Raw genomic sequence first — 19,190 nt, 5'->3', positions numbered from 1 at the left:
ACGGCCGGACGATCCCAGCCCTAAGACGTGGTCGGAGCCACGTCGGAAATCCTTGCTCTGCCTATGAGGTCATTTCGACGCTGCGAGCTGCTTGGGCAAAGACACAACCATCTCGAAAAGCTCCCTGCGGATTGCGGCAATCGTTCTTCAGAACGCCCTCCAAGGCGAAGCCAGCCCGCTGCCACAGCGCGTGACCGCAAATTCTTAGCATCACAACGGATTTCGACCCGCACAAAGAAAGACCAACCGAATTTGGTCAGTGCCAATACAGCTTCAGTGATGTAGCCCTGCCCAACCCTGTTTGTGGCGCACCAGTAGCCGATCTCGCCTCGCGGAACGGTCCAGTCGAGCCGAAGAAGCGAACAATTGCCAATGAAGATACCAGCGCGTTTCTCAAAAATTGAAAACCGAAATTCGGAGCGATTTTCGAAATCGGACTCTCGTTTATTGATTTGCTCGATCGTGTCTTGGATGGTGGGCTTTGCCCCTTGCGCCCACTCCATCCAACGTGAAAGTTCGACCCAGCTCTCGATGACTGCTGCATTCATCGCCGATGCATCGTCAGTCAAGGCACCACGAAGACACAGGCGATCAGTTCCCAGACTACGTGAGATATCCGAGTTCAACTTTTGCCTCTATCCCAAGAGTTAGCATTCCTGCAAAGCTACCGTTGAGCCGTTAAACTGCAAGGGTACGCCCACCAATCGATTATGTCCCTTCCTTGCCGGTAGCTGACCTCCGCGTCGGGCACCGCAATGACCGGCTTAGCGGGCAGAAGCCTTGTCCGACAACGCGCTGTCAAAAAAGATTGATGGACGAAATCGCTTGCAGCCAAGCCGAATACTAGACGATCGGTCTAATTTATGGCACCTCAGAAAAGCGCGGTGAAATCAGCTTTGGTTGGGGCTCGGTCGCTACCGCTGACCGGTTGATGAGGGAATCTTCGACAAACAACGTCCGCCCATACCTTCACGGTTGGGTGGATTCAGCATGAGAGATCTCGCATGTTTCGCAATATCGCGCTTGGAATGACGATCACTCTCGCAATGGCTCTAACCGCGCCGGTGGCCATTGCGCAGCAAAAGAACCACGTCAGCTATGATACGCCGGCAATTCAGACGGTATACACGCAACAACACGTCATCGACGTTGGCGACATTCCGGGACATCAAGCTCGGCTCTTCGAAATTCGGCGGACCTATGGTGACGATGCCCCCCTCATCAACGGATCGAGGTTGAAGGAGCAGTGGACACGCGGCATGTCGGACTACATCGACAACAACGGTCCGGCTCTCATCTACAACGTTTGGATACTGGAGAACGGGGAGAAGTTTTTTGTCAGGACATCTCTGGTCGCTCAAAGCAGTGGAGATGGGAAGCTTACGAACATGACATCGGGCGTCATTACCGGTGGCACGGGTAGCCTCGCCAGAATGCGTGGCATCGTCAGCAGTCATGGCCCGTCCGAGCCGAAGGCCGGCATCAATGCCAATCAGACGGACATCGACTATTGGATGGAGTGAGAAGGCCTTCGCGATAGGCGATGGACCGGTGAAAAAGTTGCCGGTCCATCATGTCCGTTCTGATGCGGCGTGTCGTGATCAAAAAATGCTCGAAACCAGCCGCTATCCCCTATGGAGAATTCCCATGCCGCACCGTCGAAACGGGCGAATTGTGATGTTCTTGTTTTGCTTGTTCAGCCTGATCTCGACGGCGCGGCCAGTGAGCGCAGAAGTTACCCGGATCGAGTTCACGTCGAAGCAGCCTTACGGCACATTTCGCGCCGGCGACTATGTGATCTGGCAGGGCAAGATCCGCGGCGACCTATCGCCGCAAGAGGCCATCCCGGGGATCGTCAAGGCGCCGCGCAATGAACGCGGGCGCGTCGACTACGCGGCGAAGATCATTCTCATGATGCCGGAGGCTCCCAGCGGGGAAAACGGCGCGTTGCTGGTGGACGTACCCAACCGCGGGCAAGTCTGGGCTGAGGCGATCTACAACTCGCCACGCGACGTGCGGTTTCTCCCGGGCACGCTGGAGCAGGGCACCGGCTTTCTTCAGGACCATGGTTTCGCGGTTGCGGAGGTTTTTTGGGAGCTTGGACAGGGTACGGACCTGCCTTCGTTCGCCGACGCCGATGGCAAGACACGCTTCGTCGAGGGAGTGGGCTTTGCGATCGTCCGCGATGCCGCGGATTTCTTCGCGCATGCAGCTTCTGACAAGGGTGGAACGCCCAACCCGCTCAAGGGAGTTATCGACCGCGTGCTCGCGAGCGGCAGGTCCCAGGATGGACGATTCCTGAAAACCTTTCTCCTGAACGGCTTCAACATGATGGGCAACCGGCGCGTTTTCGACGGAATGCATGTGTTCGTCTCGGCCGCTGGCCTACTTCCGATCCTGCAGACGGGCCTTGGACCAATGTCGAGCGCCGAGGGGGCTCCCACATTCGACAACCCGGATTTTCCCGGCGTGAATGACGGACCGCTCACGATCGGGGAGATCACGGCCAAGGTCGAGGCGCGCGGCGAGGTGCCTCCGAGGATGATCCTCGTGAGCTCCACCACGGACTACTATTCGCTGCGCGCTTCGCTTGGCCGCACGGGCGCGTCCGGAACCGCGGATCAGCCACTGCCCGCCAATGTGCGGATGTACGATATCGCGGGAGGCCCACATGTACCCGCCCCCAAGGCACCGGCCTGCACACTGACGCCGGGCCGCCTCGATTGGTCGCCGCTGTCGCGGGCCCTCCTGCTGCACCTTGATGCCTGGGTAAGCCGCGGCACCAAGCCGCCCGCCAGCGAACTGATGTCGCTTGAAGCTGCGGGCGGCGAGCTACCTGCGCTGCGCGCCCCGACTCGGCTTTCCGCCGCAGTGATACAAGTGCCGAAGCGCGATCAGGACGGCAATGCGCTCGGCGGCGTGCGGCTGCCGGATGTCGCGGTGCCGACCGGCACCAATGGCGCCCAGAACCAGCCGCAGACATTCACCTGCATGCTGATCGGGTCCTTCTCGCCATTCGCAGCGACGAAAGCGGAACGAGAGCGTACCGGTGACGCCCGCCCGTCGATCGAAGAGCGCTATCACGGCCGCGACGATTACGTGAACCGGATCCGGATCGCCGCCCAGGATCTGCTGGCGCGTGGGTTTCTGCTGCCGGAAGACGCGGCAGTGATCGTTCAGGAAGCCGCGTCGACTAACCTGTTCGCGCCCGCACCAACGAATGCCGAGCCACGTTGAGTGAGCCAAGCCGGAGCCTAGGCCTGCCACCGAATTAGTGGATGGAGTGAGAGGGTCTTTGCCAATTGCAGAACGCCGCATCACGGGCAGTTTGCTTCTCCTAGACGATCGGTCTATTACGGTCTGCATGAGCAAGACGCTGCCTCGCCGCCGTCGCGGGCGACCTCCTAAGGAACTTGCCGGCACCAGCGCGACCCGTGACGCGCTGGTCCGTGCAGGTGTCGTTATGCTGACGGAGAAGGGCTATTCCGCGACGGGGATCGAGGAAGTCTTGCGGAGCGTCGACGTGCCAAAGGGGTCGTTCTACCACTACTTTCCGAGCAAAGAGGCATTTGGAGCGGAGCTGATCGACAGCTACGCTGGCTACTTTTCGCGGAAGCTCGACAGCTTCTTCCTGAACGAGCAGCATCCCCCGCTCGAGAGGCTCAGAGGTTTTTCCGACGATGCTACGTCCGCCATGAAGCGCTTCCGTTATGCGCGAGGCTGTTTGGTGGGCAATCTTGGGCAGGAGATGAGCGTACTGCCACAATCATTTCGCCAGCAGCTGTTCGATGTGTTCATCGACTGGCAGCAGCGCACTGCCAAGTGCTTGAGAGCTGCCCAGGCTACTGGTGCAATCTCTTCCAACCAAGATTGCGACTGGCTTGCCGAGTTCTTCTGGATCGGTTGGGAGGGCGCGGTTCTTCGCGCCAAACTCGAACGCCGTTCCGAACCGCTTCATTCCTTCTCAAAGGGCTTTTTCAAGCTCCTCGGTGAATGAGTCGTTTTTCGTGTAGATGGCCGAAGGCACAATCCACCACACTATCTCCGCGCCATCATTTCAACCGGCTTGATCAGCCGCTCGTGCTCCGAGAGCCTGCCGATCTAGAACATCCCGTTGAGCTGATCGATCTCATGCCCGTGGCAAACGGCGCTCAGGTTGTCGAATTCTTGGTTTTGCAAGCGCATCCCCGAGTTGATCTGAATAAATGTCGGCTTCTGGGCCCATCGCGACATTTGCTGCAGTTGCACAAGGGCGGTCGGGATCGGAGGACAGCGGACATCGCCGTCGGTTTACGAGTACGGGGCCTTCTGTAATGGGCACGATGATGTCAAGCCTCCCGAGTGAACGTCTCGTCGCCGAGCTCATGCTTCTGTCCGTGGTCAACGCCTGGCCGCCACATCATGCTGTCAGAGGGAGCGGTGAGCCTATCTAGATACGCGTGGTTTGTCAGATGACGACCACTGGCCGTGTAACGGCTTCACCGGATCCACCGTCCCGGCGACGGGACTTCGGGCACCGGGCTTCAGTTCATCCCGGTTGCGTTCTTGATCTCCTCCACGTCTTCTATGCTGCAATCGAGCCGGCGTCACTCCATCGATAAGTCGTGCCGTCGACCCAGATCCGATGCAGGATCACTGCGAGTTTGCGTGCCAAGGCGACCTTTGCGCGCTTCGAGCCTCGCCGCTTGGCGACGTCCATCCCCCAGCGCTTCAGTTTTGAGAACCGCGTGACGCGCGATAGCAGAACGTTGGCGGCTTCATACAACGCTGTGCGAACCGTTTCGTCGCCGGCCAGCGTGACCCCGCCTGTGACGTCCTTTTCTCCCGATTGGTACTTCTTTGGCGTGAGCCCGAACAGCGCGCCCGCTGCCTTCGATTTTACGATGCGATGAGGGTCATCAATCGCCGATTTGTAAGTAATTGCCACCAGGGGACCAACGCCTGGTACTGTCATCAGCCGGCGACAGACTACATCGTCACGCACAATTGCCAGCACAGTCTTGTGTAGCCTTCCGTACTCGACCTTCAAGGCCGATCGGGCCGAAAGCATCGCTGTGGCAATGCGCTCCAATGTCGCTTGCCCCGCAACCAACTCTCGGACCCGCGCTTCGAAATTCCTTCGCGTCACCGGGCCAACCTTCAGACCGAAGCCACGCAAAATCCCCCGGATACTTAATTCCACATCGATCAGCCGTCCGAGAAGCTGTTTGCGTGCGATCAGGAGTGCCCGGATCTCTTGTGCACCGGCCGACTTTGCGTGTACCGGCTGGAACCATCCCATCCGGATCAACTGGGCTATCCCGCGGGCATCCTTGCGATCCGTCTTGACCGTCATCGCCGATAGTGCAGCCTTCACGTGCCGCGTTTCCAGCAGAACCGTTTCGAAGCCTGCATCTTTCAGGCCCGCATGCAGCCATTGCGACAGCGGCCCAGCCTCCAGCCCGATCCGCTTCACTGCAAAGCCGAGCGTCTTAAAAAATTCAACCAAGGCGTCGGGTTCGCTGGCGACCTTCGCCTCCTTCAGGATTTTACCCTGGGCATCCACAACGCAAACGCTCGACAGTTCCAATGACACATCGATTCCGGCATAGTTCTCCACGGCTGTCCTCCGTCTCCAGATGCTTGGGGCCGACTCACGTCGTGACCCCGTTTGATCATCTATCGGGGGACAGCCACCGTCATGCCCCCTTGCTCGGAGCAGGGCCCATTACCGCATCTAGACTAGTCTAGGGCCTCGTGCTCAAGGGACTCGAGGTAAAGTCTAACATCCTGGGCCGAAGCCCTTGCGGGCCAGTGTTGTAGGCTTATGTGAAGAGCGGCCAGCACTCGCTCATTGCGACTGCCAATCCAGAAAAATAAATCACAAAATCCAAGGAGGATCGCATGAAATTTCGTCCGCTCCACGACCGCGTGGTGGTCAAGCGCATCGACGCCGAAGAGAAGACCGCAGGCGGCATCATCATTCCGGACACTGCCAAGGAAAAGCCCTCCCAGGGCGAAGTCATCGCCGTCGGCCCGGGCGGCCGTGACGAGGCCGGCAAGCTGATCCCGATCGACATCAAGGTCGGTGACCGCGTCCTGTTCGGCAAGTGGTCGGGCACCGAGGTCAAGATCGACGGTGTCGACCTCCTGATCATGAAGGAGGGTGACATCATGGGCGTCCTCACCGACGTTCCCGCCACCAAGAAGAAGGCCGCTTAAGCGTTTAGCCCGTTTCCTTATTATAGGGGTAGGCGCAATCGGCATCTCGAAGGATGAGGTCGTCATTCAAGTCTTCAGCCCTCAAGGACCCGCCAAGTCGCGCGAACTTCGGGACCTGACCAGTCGAAAAGTGAGATCATTATGTCAGCCAAAGAAGTCAAATTCGGCGTCGATGCCCGGGATCGTATGTTGCGCGGTGTCGACATTCTCCATAATGCGGTGAAAGTGACACTCGGTCCCAAGGGCCGCAACGTCGTGCTCGAGAAGTCGTTCGGCGCTCCCCGCATCACCAAGGACGGCGTCACTGTCGCCAAGGAGATCGAGCTCGAGGACAAGTTCGAGAACATGGGCGCCCAGATGGTGCGCGAAGTCGCCTCCAAGTCCGCTGACGCGGCCGGCGACGGCACCACCACCGCGACTGTGCTTGCAGCTGCGATCGTCCGTGAAGGCGCCAAGTCGGTTGCCGCCGGCATGAACCCGATGGACCTGAAGCGCGGTATCGACCTGGCGGTGGAAGCCGTGGTCGCCGACCTCGTCAAGAACTCCAAGAAGGTCACCTCGAACGAGGAGATCGCCCAGGTCGGCACCATCTCCGCCAACGGCGATGCCGAGATCGGCAAGTTCATCGCCGACGCCATGAAGAAGGTCGGCAACGAGGGCGTGATCACGGTTGAGGAAGCCAAGTCGCTGGAGACCGAACTGGAAGTCGTCGAGGGTATGCAGTTCGACCGCGGCTACATCTCGCCCTATTTCGTCACCAACGCCGACAAGATGCGCGTTGAGATGGAAGATGCCTACGTCCTGATCAACGAGAAGAAGCTATCTCAGTTGAATGAATTGCTTCCCTTGTTGGAAGCCGTGGTGCAGAGCGGCAAGCCACTGGTCATCGTCGCTGAAGACGTCGAAGGCGAGGCGCTTGCCACCCTCGTCGTCAACCGCCTGCGTGGCGGCCTGAAGGTCGCGGCCGTCAAGGCTCCGGGCTTCGGCGATCGCCGCAAGGCCATGCTGCAGGACATCGCGATCCTGACCGGCGGCCAGGCCATCTCGGAAGACCTCGGCATCAAGCTCGAGAACGTCACGCTGCAGATGCTCGGTCGCGCCAAGAAGGTGATGATCGACAAGGAGAACACCACGATCGTCAGCGGCGCCGGCAAGAAGGCCGACATCGAAGCTCGCGTGGCGCAGATCAAGGCGCAGATCGAGGAGACCACCTCGGACTACGACCGTGAGAAGCTGCAGGAGCGTCTCGCCAAGCTCGCAGGCGGCGTCGCGGTGATCCGCGTCGGCGGCGCGACCGAAGTCGAGGTGAAGGAGCGCAAGGATCGCGTTGATGACGCGATGCATGCGACCCGCGCGGCTGTCGAGGAAGGCATCGTCCCGGGCGGCGGCGTCGCCCTGCTCCGTGCTTCCGAGCACCTCAAGGGCATTCGCACCAAGAACGACGACCAGAAGACCGGCGTCGAGATCGTGCGCAAGGCATTGTCCTACCCGGCCCGCCAGATCGCGATCAACGCGGGTGAGGACGGTTCGGTGATCGTCGGCAAGATCCTCGAAAAGGATCAGTACTCGTACGGCTTCGACTCGCAGACCGGTGAATACGGCAACCTGATCTCGAAGGGCATCATCGATCCGACCAAGGTGGTTCGGGTGGCGATCCAAAACGCGTCCTCGGTGGCGGCTCTTCTGATCACTACCGAAGCCATGGTGGCCGAAGTGCCGAAGAAGAACGCGGGTGGCAGCGGCATGCCTCCGGGTGCGGGCGGAATGGGTGGCATGGACTTCTAACTCCGAACATTCGGAGCTCAACAATAAGATGGCTCGGCAGCGATGCTGGGCCTTCTGTACTGGCTATACGTCAATCTCGACCAGTGAGATCGCTACTCTACTTGATCCGGAGGAGACCCACCTGAAATCTGCACCCATCGATTCGTAGCTTTCGACTTTGCGAGTGCACCGCCGCGGCTGTCTGATAGATCAGATCGAGACTTGGCCGATTGCCGATCGGATTGGTCGCATAAGTCCGGAAGAAGCCTGACGACACATATACGGGCTATCATCCGCCATCGCCGAGCAAAATTGCACATTTGTTTGCGCGGAGCGGTCAACTTGTTCCGCCAGAACAAATGATGTCTGAGCAATATTGCACAGTATCTGTCGCCGCTCGAGGCTATCCTGCGCAAGCGCGGTAGCTTCATAACGTGACTGTCGGATCGTGAGGGCGCAAAGATGAACATGTCCGGCGAAAGCCTTCTCGTCATCTTGGTTGTCGGCGTCGCCGCCGGCTGGCTTGCTGGCCAGCTCGACCACGGGACTGGCTTTGGCCTCGTTGGCGACCTCATCGTGGGAATCGCGGGCGCCTTCATTGCGAGCTGGCTGTTTCCGCAACTCGGAATCCATTTCGGTTTGGGTATCGTCTCAGCGATCATGAGTGCCGCGATTGGCGCGGTGTTGCTGCTTCTGATCATCAGACTGGTCCGCGGAAGAAGCCGATGGGCTGGAGGCTGGGACGGACCCTGGCGGCGGCGCCGGTGGTAAATGCGGTCGGAAGGCATGGTCCGTAGCCCACCAGAAAGCCGCTCGTTGGCACGCCTGCTTGCCCGCTATCGCGAACCGAACAGCGCGCGCAGCGTATTCGAGCTGGTGATTACGGCCGTGCCTTTCCTCGCGATCTGGGTCTTGATGTGGGCGGCTCTTGACCACGGCTACTGGATTGGGCTTCTGCTGGCGATACCCGGAGCCGGTTTCCTCGTCCGTCTCTTCATGATCCAGCACGACTGCGGCCACGGATCGTTCTTCCACGGCCGGCGCGTCAACGATTGGGTCGGCCGAACCATCGGGATCTTGACCCTCACTCCGTACGATTACTGGCGACGTAACCACACCCTCCATCACGCGAGTTCGGGTAATCTCGATCATCGAGGATTCGGCGACATCGACACATTGACAGTGAGCGAGTTTCTCGAACGGTCCCGATGGCGTCAGCTGCTTTATCGTCTGTACCGGCATCCGATCGTAATGTTTGGCTTGGGTCCCACCTATCTGTTTATCTTGCGGCACCGCTTGCCGATCGGGATGATGCGAAGCGGCTGGAAGCCCTGGCTAAGTACGATGGGCACGAACGCCGCCATCGCGATCCTGGCCGCCGCGATGATTCCGGCTGATCGGCTTTGGGCCCTTCCTTCTGGTGCATTTGCCGATCATGGTTTTGGCGGCGTCGATTGGTGTCTGGCTGTTCTATGTCCAACACCAGTTCGAGGACACCACCTGGTCCCATGACGGCGCCTGGAGTCTTCACGAAGCTGCGCTACATGGCAGTTCGCACTATTACTTGCCAGCTGTGTTGCGCTGGTTCACGGCTAACATTGGCGTCCACCACGTCCATCATTTGTGCAGCCGAATCCCTTGCTATCGGTTGCCGGACGTGTTGCGAGATCATCCGGAACTCGCTGCCATTGGACGGATCACCCTGCCGCAAAGTTTGCAGTGCGTGGGGAGGGCTCTGTGGGACGAGACTGGGCGACGCCTCATTTCGTTTCGAGAGCTGGAGATTGCCCTGCTGCTTGAAGGGGGCAACAACCAGACGCCTGTATTCACATCGAATTTTGGTATCGACCGCTGACGCACCAGTCGGGGTCTCGTACGCCAGTGAGCTCCCACCTGGTGGTCTCGGCAGTGCGCGGGCTCTGACCTTCCAGCCCCGACGGCCCTACCTGACTCGCTGCTCTGAGACGGTGCAAGTTGCTCTCTATCCCGCAGCGAGAGGGGGGATTTCACGCTTGCCGCGGACAGCCGAGAACTGAAGCGACATCTTGTTCGCTATATCCGCGGCACGCAGTCACTAGTGTGTCGCCGGAGTTGGACCGTCGTAGGAACTCGAGCATCCAGCCGGGGAGGGCATTCACACATTGGATGTCGCTTGCTGGAGATAGCTCACGCTGACTATGATGGATTGGAGTGAGAGTTTAAGTATTTCAATCGATTAGAAGCTAGCGCGTGCACGACATGTGCACCTGGAGATCAAAGAAATCCGTCGGATAGATGATATTGGATGCGCAGGACCGAAAGCGGGCAGTCAATAATGGCCGCCGTCGCGCTTTTGCTGCGCGATCCACTCCGACAACGTCTTTTTCGGCGTCGGTCCCGAAGCGCGGCTTGGCGATGTTCGCGGGTTCTCGCGCGCGCCACTTGTCGAGCGGGCTCGCTCAGTATCCGTCTTGTTCAAGGCATCAATCGATCTCTCTGCAGCTTCCTTCTCGAGACGCAGCTTTCTCAAACGCGCCATCTTGTCGCGTTCTGCGTCTGCTTCGGGTCCCTCGGACAAGAGCGTGCTTTGCTGAGCCAGCTCCGCCGAGACCACAATGCCCACAATCGTCGTCTCTCCAAGTGCCTTGCAAGCTTCTAGCCGATGTAGTCCCTCGATCAGAACGAAGCGGTCTTCGTCGGTCCTGACGAGAATGGGGGTTTGTTGTCCGATTTCCAGAATACTTCCAGCGATCTCCTCGACGACTTGAGGCTTGATTGCCTTCTTTCTTTTCACGGGAACGTAGATCTTCTCGATTGGGAAGCTTTCCGGTTGGGGCATAGCTTCTACTCCGCTGTACAGGCCCGTCGGAAACGCATGCCGAGGAAGCACGAGTTTAGGGCTGATCCGCTCGGCTGCAATGGCAATATTAGCGGACCAAGTCTTGATCGGTCCGGGGCCCGAGCGCATTCTGGGCGGTGCACCGCCGACGCGTGACGGTCCGGCGAACCGTTGTGGTGAGGGTAGGCTATGTCCCTTGTTTCCACCGAGGATCACGGCGCGGTCCGTGTCATCACCTATGCTAACGCCCCGTTCGGCACCATGACGGCCGCCGGGGCGGCCGAGATGTTCGATGCGGTCACCGCTGCAGGGATAGCCCCATCGGTGCGGGTCATTGTCATTACAGGGGGCATACCCGGCATCTTCATCCGTCACTACGACGTTGAAGAACTCTCTGAGGCCGCGGATGCGATTGAGCGCGGAGCGCCTCGCGCCCCGTCGTCGCCTGGTCCTCGACCACCTGGTTTCCACGCGCTGACGGACGCGATTGCAGCCGTCGACAAACCGGTCATTGCGGCTATCAATGGCCTGTGCATGGGGGGAGGCTTCGAGCTTTCGCTGGCATGCGACCTACGCATCGCCGGGAGCACAGTCACGGCGATCGGACTTCCGGAAACGCGCATCGGCATCTTTCCCGGCGGTGGCGGTACACAGCGTTTGCCCAGGATAGTTGGAGAGGCCAGGGCGCTCGAGATGATCCTCTGTGGCCTGACGGTGACGGGACTGCGCGCGCACGAAATCGGTATTGTGCATGAGGTTGTCGCCGATCCGCTCGCGCGTTCCCTTGAGATCGGCGCTGAGCTATCGAGCCGAGGTGCCGAAGGCCTGGCCTTTGCCAAGCGCCTTACCCGGTCAGCTCTCGACCGTCCGTTGGCCGAAGGCCTGGCTGACGAGCGCAAAAGTTTTGCCACCGTGATGAGGACAGCTTCGGCTCGGGAAGGCCTGCGGGCCGGCCGGCCACCGGCCGAAATCCAGAAGCTCTAATGTCACACGGCTTTCCTTGAGGTAGGCCAACGCCAAAACTTGAGGCGCTCTTGCTCGCGGTGAGCTTGAAACTTGGCTCACGAGGGGCTGAAAGGTCTTAATCTCCTGACGATAGCATTTTGAAGCTGTGCTTGAGCGGGGGATGGCGTCGTGGCGCAAGGGTGCACGACCAGCTCATGATGAGGTCAGTCCTCAGGCTCGTGACGGAGCGCTATCTTCAGCGCAAGAGCTTCAGATTGCCCGTCAGCGACCGAACCCATTTTTCAGGCCCGTAGAAGCCCAAGCCGTCAATAGTCGTTCGAGAGTGCGCGCAGCGGAAATTCGGCGAGATAGTCCTCAAAGCGGTGGAGCCCCCTGGCGTTGCGGAAATGGTACCAAAACGGCGCCGCTCGCCAATGGCTGCGCGCGCGTCAGCAGTGCGGACAGCGCTTCGGGCGTGGCTTGCAGAATTGGTACTGGACGGTTCGCACTGGTCCGGACAGTGAGCCCGTTGCCGTCGGTCAAGAGGTTTCCTCCAAGGTCCGGCTCTGCGGCGCCGATACCGATGCTCAAGGCCGCAACTGTGTTCGCAATCAACCCAAGCGGCAAGGCTGGATTCACAATAATGGCGATGCGCGCGCCGACGGTATTCATTCGGAAATCATTCCTGCAGCCGGGTAAGTCCCAGTACCTCCATGCTTCCCTGGCGGGAAGCTTTCCCCGATCGTTGCTGCGGTCATTCGATCAAGATGTCTGGCGCTAGCTGGCTGGCGAGATCTATTGCATAGACCGTCGAACGCTTAAGCAGTCATTTCGCACTCGCGGATCGAAGCGCTAGAACGCCAGTACCATCGCTACAGTTCATCCTGGTGCGGCGCCCATGTGAGGTTTGAACTTGAGGTCCGTCACGGTGATGTCGAGGGCCAGAGCATGCCACTAGGGTCGAGCGGATGATAAAGAGCAAGCGCACACGCTATTCAAAAGCCGAGCAGCTACTCCGCAATTCGCTGAGCTCCCACAAAAGATAGGCCGCGTCCCGGAACCTGCTAGGTCGAAGGTCCGAATAGCCTTCGCACTACAGGCAGCCATTCGCCGGTCATCGTAAATTCCAGCCCTAGTCGCGCGCCGCACGCGATCGCCAGTAGCGTGATCGGGGCTGAAACCGCCAGCGTCGAGAATGCAGTAAGGCCCTGTCCGATGGTGCATCCCATCGACATTATGCCGCCGACGCCCATCAGCAGCGCGCCAATCATGTGACGCTTCAATTCGCGGGCGTCGTCGCAAGCCTCCCAGCGGAAGCCGCGCGCAAGCATCGCCGCGGCAAACGAGCCCGCGACCACGCCGGCGACCGAGCCGATGCCGAAATTCAGCCGCGCGCCGGAGAAGGTGGCAACATAGAGGATGCTATCGCCGAGCGGCGCGACAAAGGTCAGCGAACTGACACGGATGGGATCAAACTCGTCATCCGCCAGCCACCCGGTCGCGAACCAACCGAACGCGATCGCACCTCCGACGGCAAACCCGGACACAAGCAGTCTCGGCGATCGGATGAGTTTGCCGTCTGCGAGCGCCCAAACGACGAGTGCGGTTGCGATGGAAGCGACGTAGGATCGCACGTGTTGCAGCGCCAGCACCGGGACAAAGTATTGATGTCAGCGCCTGATTGGTACCCTCGCCCAGCCGCAGGGACAAGGGCTCGACGAACAGCACACGGAGCATTCCCGTCACGCCGCGCATGGTTGCGAGCGCCGACAGGCCGAGCACGAGAAAGACGACGATGGCGCGCAGATCGCCGCCGCCGACGCGCACCAGCGAGCCGAAGCCGCAGGTGCCGACCAGCGCCATGCCGACGCCGAACATTAGCCCTCCGATGATCGCACCGCCCAAGCCGATCGATGCTGTGAGATAGATCGACCGCGACAGATCGACGATGCCGAATTCGGCGAGCGCTTGCGTCGCAAGCAGCGCCACGGCCGCAGCGAGTGCAAAGGATTTCAGCCGACGATAATCCGCTCCGAAGAACGCATCCTCGAGCATCGCGAGCGTGCAGAAGCGGCCCGCACGGCCAGCGACGCCGAGCACGGCGCCGGCGGCAAGCCCGCATGCAAACGCTATGGTCGAAGGGCTCAGCATTCCTCCCGCAAGATGTTCGTTTTGCGTCGCGGGCAGTCTGCGCCGGCAGGTGGCGAAAAGCCAGAGCGGAAAATTACCGGCGGCGCCGGCGAACTGGCTCGCAGAACACGTCGTAGACGGCGATGAGAATCTTGCGGACGTCCTCGCTGGCGAGGCTGTAGTAGATCGCCTTGCCGTCGCGGCGGGTCGTCACCAGCCGATCGAGTCTCAGCCGCGCGAGCTGCTGCGAGACGGTCGACTGCCGCTCGCCCAGGAACTGCTCAAGCTCGGTCACCGATTTCTCGCCCTCGGCGAGGATGCAGAGTAGCAGCAACCGGGACTCATGCGACAACGCCTTGAGCATGTCGCTCGCCTCGCGCGCCTTCTCGATCATCTGCTCGAGTTCGGCGGAGCCCTCGATCTCCTTCAGCTTCGGCAATGTCATCGCGTCAAATTCCCCTGAGCAAAATCCCGACAGCGTTCACGACTTGGCCCGGTTCCGCTCCTGTTTGGGACAGGATCCGGTCCAAGAGGCCGAAGAAGAAGGCATCCCCCGGATAGCCGCGAATGCGCCCGATCTCACGGCCCTCTTTTACCACGACGAAGGTCGGCGTGAAGGCGCCAGGATCGATTCCGGCGAGATCAGCGGGCAGGGGGCTATTCAGGTCGACCCGGCGCAGCGGCGCGGCCTGGCTTTCCTCGGTCTCGGCATAGATCGGCGCGATCTCGGCGTTGAAGCGCGGGCACCACACGCAGCCGGCCCGCTCGAACATCACGAGCTCGGCTGCGCGCGAACCGGTCGCGGGCAGCGCGAGCGCGACATTGATTGCGAGCAGGGCGATGATTCCGTTCAATCTCACGTATTGGATCTCTGGACTTGCTTTTGGACTACCTTGTCGCTTTATATCATTAAATTCGCATATGTGCTAGGGATGAGGCGCAATGACCTTGGACGTCACGCTGGGTGGGGCCTTTGTCGCGGGGCTGTTGTCGTTTCTGTCGCCCTGCATCCTGCCCCTGGTCCCGCCCTTCCTTTGCTACATGGCCGGCGTATCGGTCACCGATCTGTCCGGAGGCAGGCCCGACCTGCGGCCGCGCATCCTGGTCTCCGCACTGGCTTTCGTGGCGGGCTTCTCGCTGGTGTTCGTAGCGCTCGGCTCGACCGCGTCGATCGCGGGGCGCTTCATCTCCGCGCATCTTTCGACCCTCGGCATCGTCGCGGGCAGCCTGATCATCGTCATGGGCCTGCATTTTCTGGGGCTGCTCAGGATTCCGCTGCTCTATCGCAGCGCGACTGTGCAGGTCGACAACCGACCGACCGGCGTGGCGGGGGCCTTCGTCATGGGGCTGGCGTTCGCGTTCGGCTGGACACCCTGCGCGGGCCCCATTCTCGCCGCCGTCCTGCTGATGGCGGGATCGGAGGACACGACCGGACGAGGGGCGCTGCTGCTGCTGGCCTATTCGGTCGGGACCGGCATTCCCTTCCTGATCGCGGCCGCCTTCACCGGCAGGTTCATTGCAGCGCTTGGCCGCGCGCGTCGTCACCTCGGCCTGGTCGAGAAGACCATGGGCGTCTTCCTAGTCGCCACCGGTCTGATGTTCCTGACCGGCCTGATGCCCGCGGTTTCGGAATGGCTGCTGGAGCGATTCCCAGGACTCACCAGCATCGGCTGATGCTTAACCGTAGCGGAAATCGAGCAGCTGGGCGTAGGACCGCAGCTCGATCAGGTAGCGATGCACGAGCGGTCCGTCGCCGGCCATTGCCGCATGTGCAATCTCGCTGCTGCTTGCGATCGCGCCGTCAATGAGGCGGCGGAACTCGCTCTTTTCGGCGATCTCGGGACCTGCCCAATCATTGCAGCGCTGCAGGCGATCGCGAAATGCGCTTGCGGCGGCGACAGTGTCCTCGGAGTTCGCAGGCGCCGGCTGCTCGCCGTACCGCGTCGCCGCGACCCGCAACTTTTCCATCGCCGGGGCTATCTCGAAGACGCAGTCACCGAGATCGTACAGGCCTGAATTGCGCCTGAGCTCGTGAAAGGACTGACGAAGTGAAAGCAGCTCGCGGCCGGCGGCGACATCGTCTCCACTGTCCAGTGCACGCGTTGCCGCCGTGAGACTTTCGCGTCCCCGGTCGAGGAAATCCGACACAGCGGCCGGCGCGTAAGCGGGCAGGGGAGCGGACGTGTTTGGCTCGAGCCGCTTCCACGCGACTACCGCCTCGTCGGCCTCCATCTGCGCCAGTGCAATGTTTCCGGTGCGCGCATAGCTCGCCGCGCTGCGTAGATTGGCCATGATCGGCCCCATCGCCGATGTGAAATCCGCAGGCTTGTCAGCGTCGGCGCCGAAGGCGAGCGCGTGCGAAGCTAGCCATGCCAACAGGACGATGATGCAGCGCAAGATCAGAAATCCTTGTCACATTCGCGTATTTGAATATCATAATGAAAATGACCGACGCGCAAGATCTTCCAACGCATAAATCCCTGATGCCGCTTCGCACGCCGACGCGGCGCGGTTTTCTCGCAATCGCATCCGGCGCCGCTCTGGGCATCGGTAGGAGCGAAGCTGTGGCCGAACCGGCGCTCGGGGAAGACGGGCTCTATCACGAGCCCTGGTTTCTGCAGAGCTTCCTAGATCTGCGCGAGGACCTCGAAAGCGCCGCGGCCGGCGGCAAGCGCCTCGCCGTCATGTGGGAGCTGCGCGGCTGTCCCTATTGCCGCGAGACGCATCTGGTGAATTTCGCCGATACCGACATCACCAACTACATCCGCGACAATTTCGAGGTGTTGCAGCTCAATCTGATCGGCTCCCGTAAGGTTACGGATGTCGACGGCCAGGAATTATCCGAGAAGGATCTCGCCCAGAAATACGGGATCAGGTTCACCCCGACGTTTCAGTTCTTTCCGCCGTCGTCGGCCGGTATCGAAGCAAAAGACCCTATGGCGCGGGAGGTTATGCGCGCACCGGGCTATCTCAAGCCGACGCATTTCCCTGGCGATGTTTCGCTTCGTGCGGGAGCGGGCCTATGAGCGCGGCTCGTTCCGGGATTTCCTTGCCGCCAATGGCTAGCTGAGAGCGTCTTTTCCAATTTCGCTTGACGCGACAATTATATGAACATATCCTAATAGATGAATTTGATGGATTGTGAGTCCATCGTAATCAAAGGCGGGCGTCACCGTCATAAGGGTAGGGAACATGCGGCGCTCGCTTGTAGCTGCGTTTGCACTGTGTCTGTTGGCCGGAGGCGTTCTTGCCCAGCAGCCGGCCGCGGAGCCGATCAAGCTCGACATCATCAATGACTCGCTCCCGAAGTCGTTGACCGGCACGCCCGGCAATGCCGAGGCGGGCAAGAAGGTGTTCCTGACACGCACGCTCGGCAACTGCCTCGCCTGCCACCAGGTCACCAGCCTGAAATCCGAGGAATTCCACGGCGAGTTCGGTCCGTCGCTCGACGGCGTGGCCGGCCGCTATACCGAGGCGCAATTGCGCCTCCATCGTCGCCGACCCCAAGCGCATCTTCACCAACACGGTCATGCCTGCATTCTTCAAGAACGACGGCTTGAGCCGGGTGCGCGGCGAATTCGTCGGCAAATCGATTCTGACGGCCGCGCAGGTCGAGGACGTCATTGCTTTTCTCAAGACGCTGAACTGACGGCGAGGAGGACCAGGAATGAAAGCCATCAATCGACGGCAAGCATTTGCGCTCGGGGGCGGCTTTGTCATGCTGACCTTGATGCCCATGGCGGCCGATGCCGAAGTCACGAATGATGCGGCCAAGTGGATCGAGAAGTTCACCGGCGGCAAGCAACCCGCCAAGGGCAAGATTTCGCTCGACCTGCCGGAGATCGCGGAGAACGGCAACACGGTGCCGTTGTCGATCAACATCGAGAGCCCGATGACCGCGGACTTCTATGTCAAGGAGGTCATCATCCTCGCCGACGGCAACCCAAACGCGGGCGTTGCGACGCTGTCCTTCACGTCGCTATCGGGCAAGGCGGAAGCCTCGATCCGAATCCGGCTCGCGACCACGCAGAACGTGGTTGCGATCGCGAAGATGAGCGACGGTTCGCTGTTCACGGAGCAGAAGACTGTGAAAGTCACAATTGGCGGCTGCGGCGGCTAAGGGCTTAGGAGAGGAAAGATGGCAGACAAACCGCGCATCAAGCTTCCGAAGGAAGCTGCCAAGGGCGAGGTCATCCAGATCAAGACCCTGGTCTCGCATGTCATGGAATCCGGCCAGCGCAAGGACGCGCAGGGCAAGACCATTCCGCGCAAGATCATCAACAAGTTCGCCTGCGAGTTCAACGGCAAGCCGGTGTTCGCTTGCGCGCTCGAGCCGGCGATCTCGGCCAATCCCTACATCCAGTTCGATGCCAAGATCGACGAAGCCGGAACGTTCAAGTTCTCCTGGACGGACGACGACGGCACGGTGATCACCGCTGAAGAGAAGATCGCGCTCAAGGCGTGAAGCGCCCGAAGCAAGGGAGAGCACGGATGCCGGTGCGATATCTCGGTCTCGCTGCTGTGCTTGCCGCCAGCGTATCAGTTGTGACCTGCGCGTCCGCGCAGGAGGCCGAGCGCAAGGGCATCGCGGCGCCGCCCGGCCACGTCTTCAAGACTATAATCTCCGGCTACGAGTTTCGCAGCAAGGAGACCCGAGCGCTACAGGACGACGATCTCGAAAATCCGGGCTTCCTCGCCGTGGAGCGTGCGGCGGATGCCTGGAAGAAGGCCGAGGGCAGCGCGGGCAAGTCCTGCATGAGCTGTCACGGCGAGGCCGAGACCAGCATGAAGGGCGTCGGAGCCGCCATGCCGAAATGGGATGACAAGCTGAAGAAGCCGGTCAATCTCGAGCAGCGCATCAACATCTGCCGCACCGAAAACATGAAGGCGGAACCCTGGAAGTTCAAATCCCAGGAACTCACCGACATGACCACCTTCGTGCGCTACCAGTCGCACGGCATGAAGGTCTCGGTGAAGACCGACGGTCCGATGTCGACCTGGTTCGAACGCGGCAAGCAGATCTACTACACGCGCTACGGCCAGCTCGATCTCGCCTGCGAATCCTGCCACGAGCGCAACAACGGCAAGTTCATGCGCGCCGATTTCCTGAGTCAGGGCCAGACCAACGGCTTTCCGACCTATCGGCTGCGCGACCAGCGCCTGGTGCCGCTGCATGAGCGTTTCGAAGGCTGCATGTTCGACGTGCGCGCCGAGCCGTTCAAGCCGCTGTCGGACGAATTTCTAGCGCTCGAGCTCTATGTCGCCTGGCGCGGCATCGGACTGCCCGTCGAGACGCCGTCGGTGCGCAATTGAAACGATGAGCATGCAGGAG

At 60.5% G+C, this 19,190-nt stretch carries 17 protein-coding genes and 5 pseudogenes; 14 read left to right on the top strand and 8 right to left on the bottom strand.

Annotated features, from left to right (window positions below; genetic code table 11):
- Positions 1-20: 20 nt before the first annotated feature.
- A complete protein-coding gene (locus ACVWW1_RS16540; protein WP_456656564.1) occupies positions 21-626 on the bottom strand; it encodes a GNAT family N-acetyltransferase in 606 nt (201 codons plus the stop codon).
- A 378-nt stretch (positions 627-1,004) separates the two neighbouring features.
- Here ACVWW1_RS16540 and ACVWW1_RS16535 point away from each other — a divergent pair, with 378 nt between their 5' ends.
- The 3 genes from ACVWW1_RS16535 to acuR all read left to right on the top strand — a co-directional run bounded on the left by ACVWW1_RS16535 (position 1,005) and on the right by acuR (position 3,997).
- Positions 1,005-1,523 (top strand): hypothetical protein, encoded by a 519-nt coding sequence (locus ACVWW1_RS16535; protein WP_456656563.1) that lies wholly within the window; start codon positions 1,005-1,007, stop codon positions 1,521-1,523.
- Positions 1,524-1,551: 28 nt separating this feature from the next.
- Positions 1,552-3,237 (top strand): alpha/beta hydrolase domain-containing protein, encoded by a 1,686-nt coding sequence (locus ACVWW1_RS16530; protein WP_456656562.1) that lies wholly within the window; start codon positions 1,552-1,554, stop codon positions 3,235-3,237.
- Between the two features lie 127 nt (positions 3,238-3,364).
- Positions 3,365-3,997: an acrylate utilization transcriptional regulator AcuR gene (gene acuR / locus ACVWW1_RS16525; RefSeq protein WP_456656561.1), complete on the top strand. Its 633-nt coding sequence runs from the start codon at positions 3,365-3,367 to the stop codon at positions 3,995-3,997.
- Between the two features lie 567 nt (positions 3,998-4,564).
- Here the strand turns inward: acuR and ACVWW1_RS16520 are convergent.
- On the bottom strand, positions 4,565-5,599 hold the full coding sequence (locus tag ACVWW1_RS16520; RefSeq protein ID WP_456656560.1) for an IS110 family RNA-guided transposase: 1,035 nt from the start codon (positions 5,597-5,599) through the stop codon (positions 4,565-4,567).
- Positions 5,600-5,883: 284 nt separating this feature from the next.
- On the opposite strand from ACVWW1_RS16520, the gene ACVWW1_RS16515 reads away from it, so the two are divergent.
- From ACVWW1_RS16515 to ACVWW1_RS16500, 4 genes and pseudogenes are all read left to right on the top strand, one after another.
- Complete coding sequence (locus ACVWW1_RS16515; RefSeq protein WP_456656559.1) at positions 5,884-6,201, top strand: co-chaperone GroES; 318 nt, start codon at positions 5,884-5,886, stop codon at positions 6,199-6,201.
- A gap of 141 nt (positions 6,202-6,342) precedes the next feature.
- Entirely contained in the window at positions 6,343-7,986 is a 1,644-nt protein-coding gene (groL, locus tag ACVWW1_RS16510; protein ID WP_456656558.1) for a chaperonin GroEL, read from the top strand.
- A gap of 441 nt (positions 7,987-8,427) precedes the next feature.
- The gene (locus ACVWW1_RS16505; protein WP_456656557.1) at positions 8,428-8,736 is read left to right on the top strand and encodes a GlsB/YeaQ/YmgE family stress response membrane protein; all 309 of its coding nucleotides are present in this window, start codon (positions 8,428-8,430) and stop codon (positions 8,734-8,736) included.
- 15 nt (positions 8,737-8,751) lie between these two features.
- A pseudogene (locus ACVWW1_RS16500) lies at positions 8,752-9,820 on the top strand (fatty acid desaturase).
- A gap of 453 nt (positions 9,821-10,273) precedes the next feature.
- On the opposite strand, the gene ACVWW1_RS16495 reads toward ACVWW1_RS16500, so the two are convergent.
- Positions 10,274-10,783, bottom strand: a complete 510-nt coding sequence (locus tag ACVWW1_RS16495; RefSeq protein ID WP_456656556.1) for a chromosome partitioning protein ParB — start codon at positions 10,781-10,783, stop codon at positions 10,274-10,276.
- 189 nt (positions 10,784-10,972) lie between these two features.
- Between ACVWW1_RS16495 and ACVWW1_RS16490 the strand changes: the two genes are divergently transcribed.
- Positions 10,973-11,767 (top strand): enoyl-CoA hydratase/isomerase family protein, encoded by a 795-nt coding sequence (locus tag ACVWW1_RS16490; RefSeq protein WP_456656555.1) that lies wholly within the window; start codon positions 10,973-10,975, stop codon positions 11,765-11,767.
- Positions 11,768-11,984: 217 nt separating this feature from the next.
- On the opposite strand, the pseudogene ACVWW1_RS16485 reads toward ACVWW1_RS16490, so the two are convergent.
- The 4 genes and pseudogenes from ACVWW1_RS16485 to ACVWW1_RS16470 all read right to left on the bottom strand — a co-directional run bounded on the left by ACVWW1_RS16485 (position 11,985) and on the right by ACVWW1_RS16470 (position 14,712).
- A pseudogene (locus tag ACVWW1_RS16485) lies at positions 11,985-12,400 on the bottom strand (DUF2000 domain-containing protein).
- A 392-nt stretch (positions 12,401-12,792) separates the two neighbouring features.
- Positions 12,793-13,879 (bottom strand): annotated as a pseudogene (locus ACVWW1_RS16480) (YeeE/YedE family protein).
- A 73-nt stretch (positions 13,880-13,952) separates the two neighbouring features.
- Entirely contained in the window at positions 13,953-14,303 is a 351-nt protein-coding gene (locus ACVWW1_RS16475) for an ArsR/SmtB family transcription factor (protein WP_456656554.1), read from the bottom strand.
- Between the two features lie 4 nt (positions 14,304-14,307).
- On the bottom strand, positions 14,308-14,712 hold the full coding sequence (locus ACVWW1_RS16470) for a thioredoxin (protein ID WP_456656553.1): 405 nt from the start codon (positions 14,710-14,712) through the stop codon (positions 14,308-14,310).
- A gap of 88 nt (positions 14,713-14,800) precedes the next feature.
- Here ACVWW1_RS16470 and ACVWW1_RS16465 point away from each other — a divergent pair, with 88 nt between their 5' ends.
- Complete coding sequence (locus ACVWW1_RS16465) at positions 14,801-15,532, top strand: cytochrome c biogenesis CcdA family protein (protein ID WP_456656552.1); 732 nt, start codon at positions 14,801-14,803, stop codon at positions 15,530-15,532.
- A 3-nt stretch (positions 15,533-15,535) separates the two neighbouring features.
- On the opposite strand, the gene ACVWW1_RS16460 is transcribed toward ACVWW1_RS16465, so the two are convergent.
- Positions 15,536-16,255, bottom strand: a complete 720-nt coding sequence (locus tag ACVWW1_RS16460) for a hypothetical protein (protein ID WP_456656551.1) — start codon at positions 16,253-16,255, stop codon at positions 15,536-15,538.
- 47 nt (positions 16,256-16,302) lie between these two features.
- Between ACVWW1_RS16460 and ACVWW1_RS16455 the strand changes: the two are divergent.
- From ACVWW1_RS16455 to soxA, 5 genes and pseudogenes are all read left to right on the top strand, one after another.
- A pseudogene (locus tag ACVWW1_RS16455) lies at positions 16,303-16,924 on the top strand (SoxW family protein).
- Between the two features lie 126 nt (positions 16,925-17,050).
- Positions 17,051-17,507: pseudogene (soxX, locus tag ACVWW1_RS16450) on the top strand (sulfur oxidation c-type cytochrome SoxX).
- A gap of 18 nt (positions 17,508-17,525) precedes the next feature.
- On the top strand, positions 17,526-17,978 hold the full coding sequence (gene soxY, locus ACVWW1_RS16445) for a thiosulfate oxidation carrier protein SoxY (RefSeq protein ID WP_456656550.1): 453 nt from the start codon (positions 17,526-17,528) through the stop codon (positions 17,976-17,978).
- A gap of 18 nt (positions 17,979-17,996) precedes the next feature.
- On the top strand, positions 17,997-18,323 hold the full coding sequence (soxZ, locus tag ACVWW1_RS16440) for a thiosulfate oxidation carrier complex protein SoxZ (RefSeq protein ID WP_176532082.1): 327 nt from the start codon (positions 17,997-17,999) through the stop codon (positions 18,321-18,323).
- 26 nt (positions 18,324-18,349) lie between these two features.
- A complete protein-coding gene (gene soxA / locus ACVWW1_RS16435) occupies positions 18,350-19,171 on the top strand; it encodes a sulfur oxidation c-type cytochrome SoxA (RefSeq protein WP_456656549.1) in 822 nt (273 codons plus the stop codon).
- The last annotated feature ends 19 nt before the right edge of the window (positions 19,172-19,190 follow it).

It is taken from the genome of Bradyrhizobium sp. JR3.5 (assembly GCF_054057015.1).
This window is presented reverse-complemented; position numbering and strand designations above follow the sequence as displayed.

Excerpts from the sequence above, each read along its gene's own strand:
- soxY (WP_456656550.1), top strand. The coding sequence starts at position 17,526 with ATGAAAGCCATCAATCGACGGCAAGCATTTGCGCTCGGGGGCGGCTTT.
- ACVWW1_RS16490 (WP_456656555.1), top strand. The coding sequence starts at position 10,973 with ATGTCCCTTGTTTCCACCGAGGATCACGGCGCGGTCCGTGTCATCACC.
- soxA (WP_456656549.1), top strand. The coding sequence starts at position 18,350 with ATGCCGGTGCGATATCTCGGTCTCGCTGCTGTGCTTGCCGCCAGCGTA.
- ACVWW1_RS16515 (WP_456656559.1), top strand. The coding sequence starts at position 5,884 with ATGAAATTTCGTCCGCTCCACGACCGCGTGGTGGTCAAGCGCATCGAC.
- ACVWW1_RS16475 (WP_456656554.1), bottom strand. The coding sequence starts at position 14,303 with ATGACATTGCCGAAGCTGAAGGAGATCGAGGGCTCCGCCGAACTCGAG.
- ACVWW1_RS16535 (WP_456656563.1), top strand. The coding sequence starts at position 1,005 with ATGTTTCGCAATATCGCGCTTGGAATGACGATCACTCTCGCAATGGCT.
- groL (WP_456656558.1), top strand. The coding sequence starts at position 6,343 with ATGTCAGCCAAAGAAGTCAAATTCGGCGTCGATGCCCGGGATCGTATG.
- ACVWW1_RS16505 (WP_456656557.1), top strand. The coding sequence starts at position 8,428 with ATGAACATGTCCGGCGAAAGCCTTCTCGTCATCTTGGTTGTCGGCGTC.
- ACVWW1_RS16465 (WP_456656552.1), top strand. The coding sequence starts at position 14,801 with ATGACCTTGGACGTCACGCTGGGTGGGGCCTTTGTCGCGGGGCTGTTG.
- soxZ (WP_176532082.1), top strand. The coding sequence starts at position 17,997 with ATGGCAGACAAACCGCGCATCAAGCTTCCGAAGGAAGCTGCCAAGGGC.
- acuR (WP_456656561.1), top strand. The coding sequence starts at position 3,365 with ATGAGCAAGACGCTGCCTCGCCGCCGTCGCGGGCGACCTCCTAAGGAA.
- ACVWW1_RS16495 (WP_456656556.1), bottom strand. The coding sequence starts at position 10,783 with ATGCCCCAACCGGAAAGCTTCCCAATCGAGAAGATCTACGTTCCCGTG.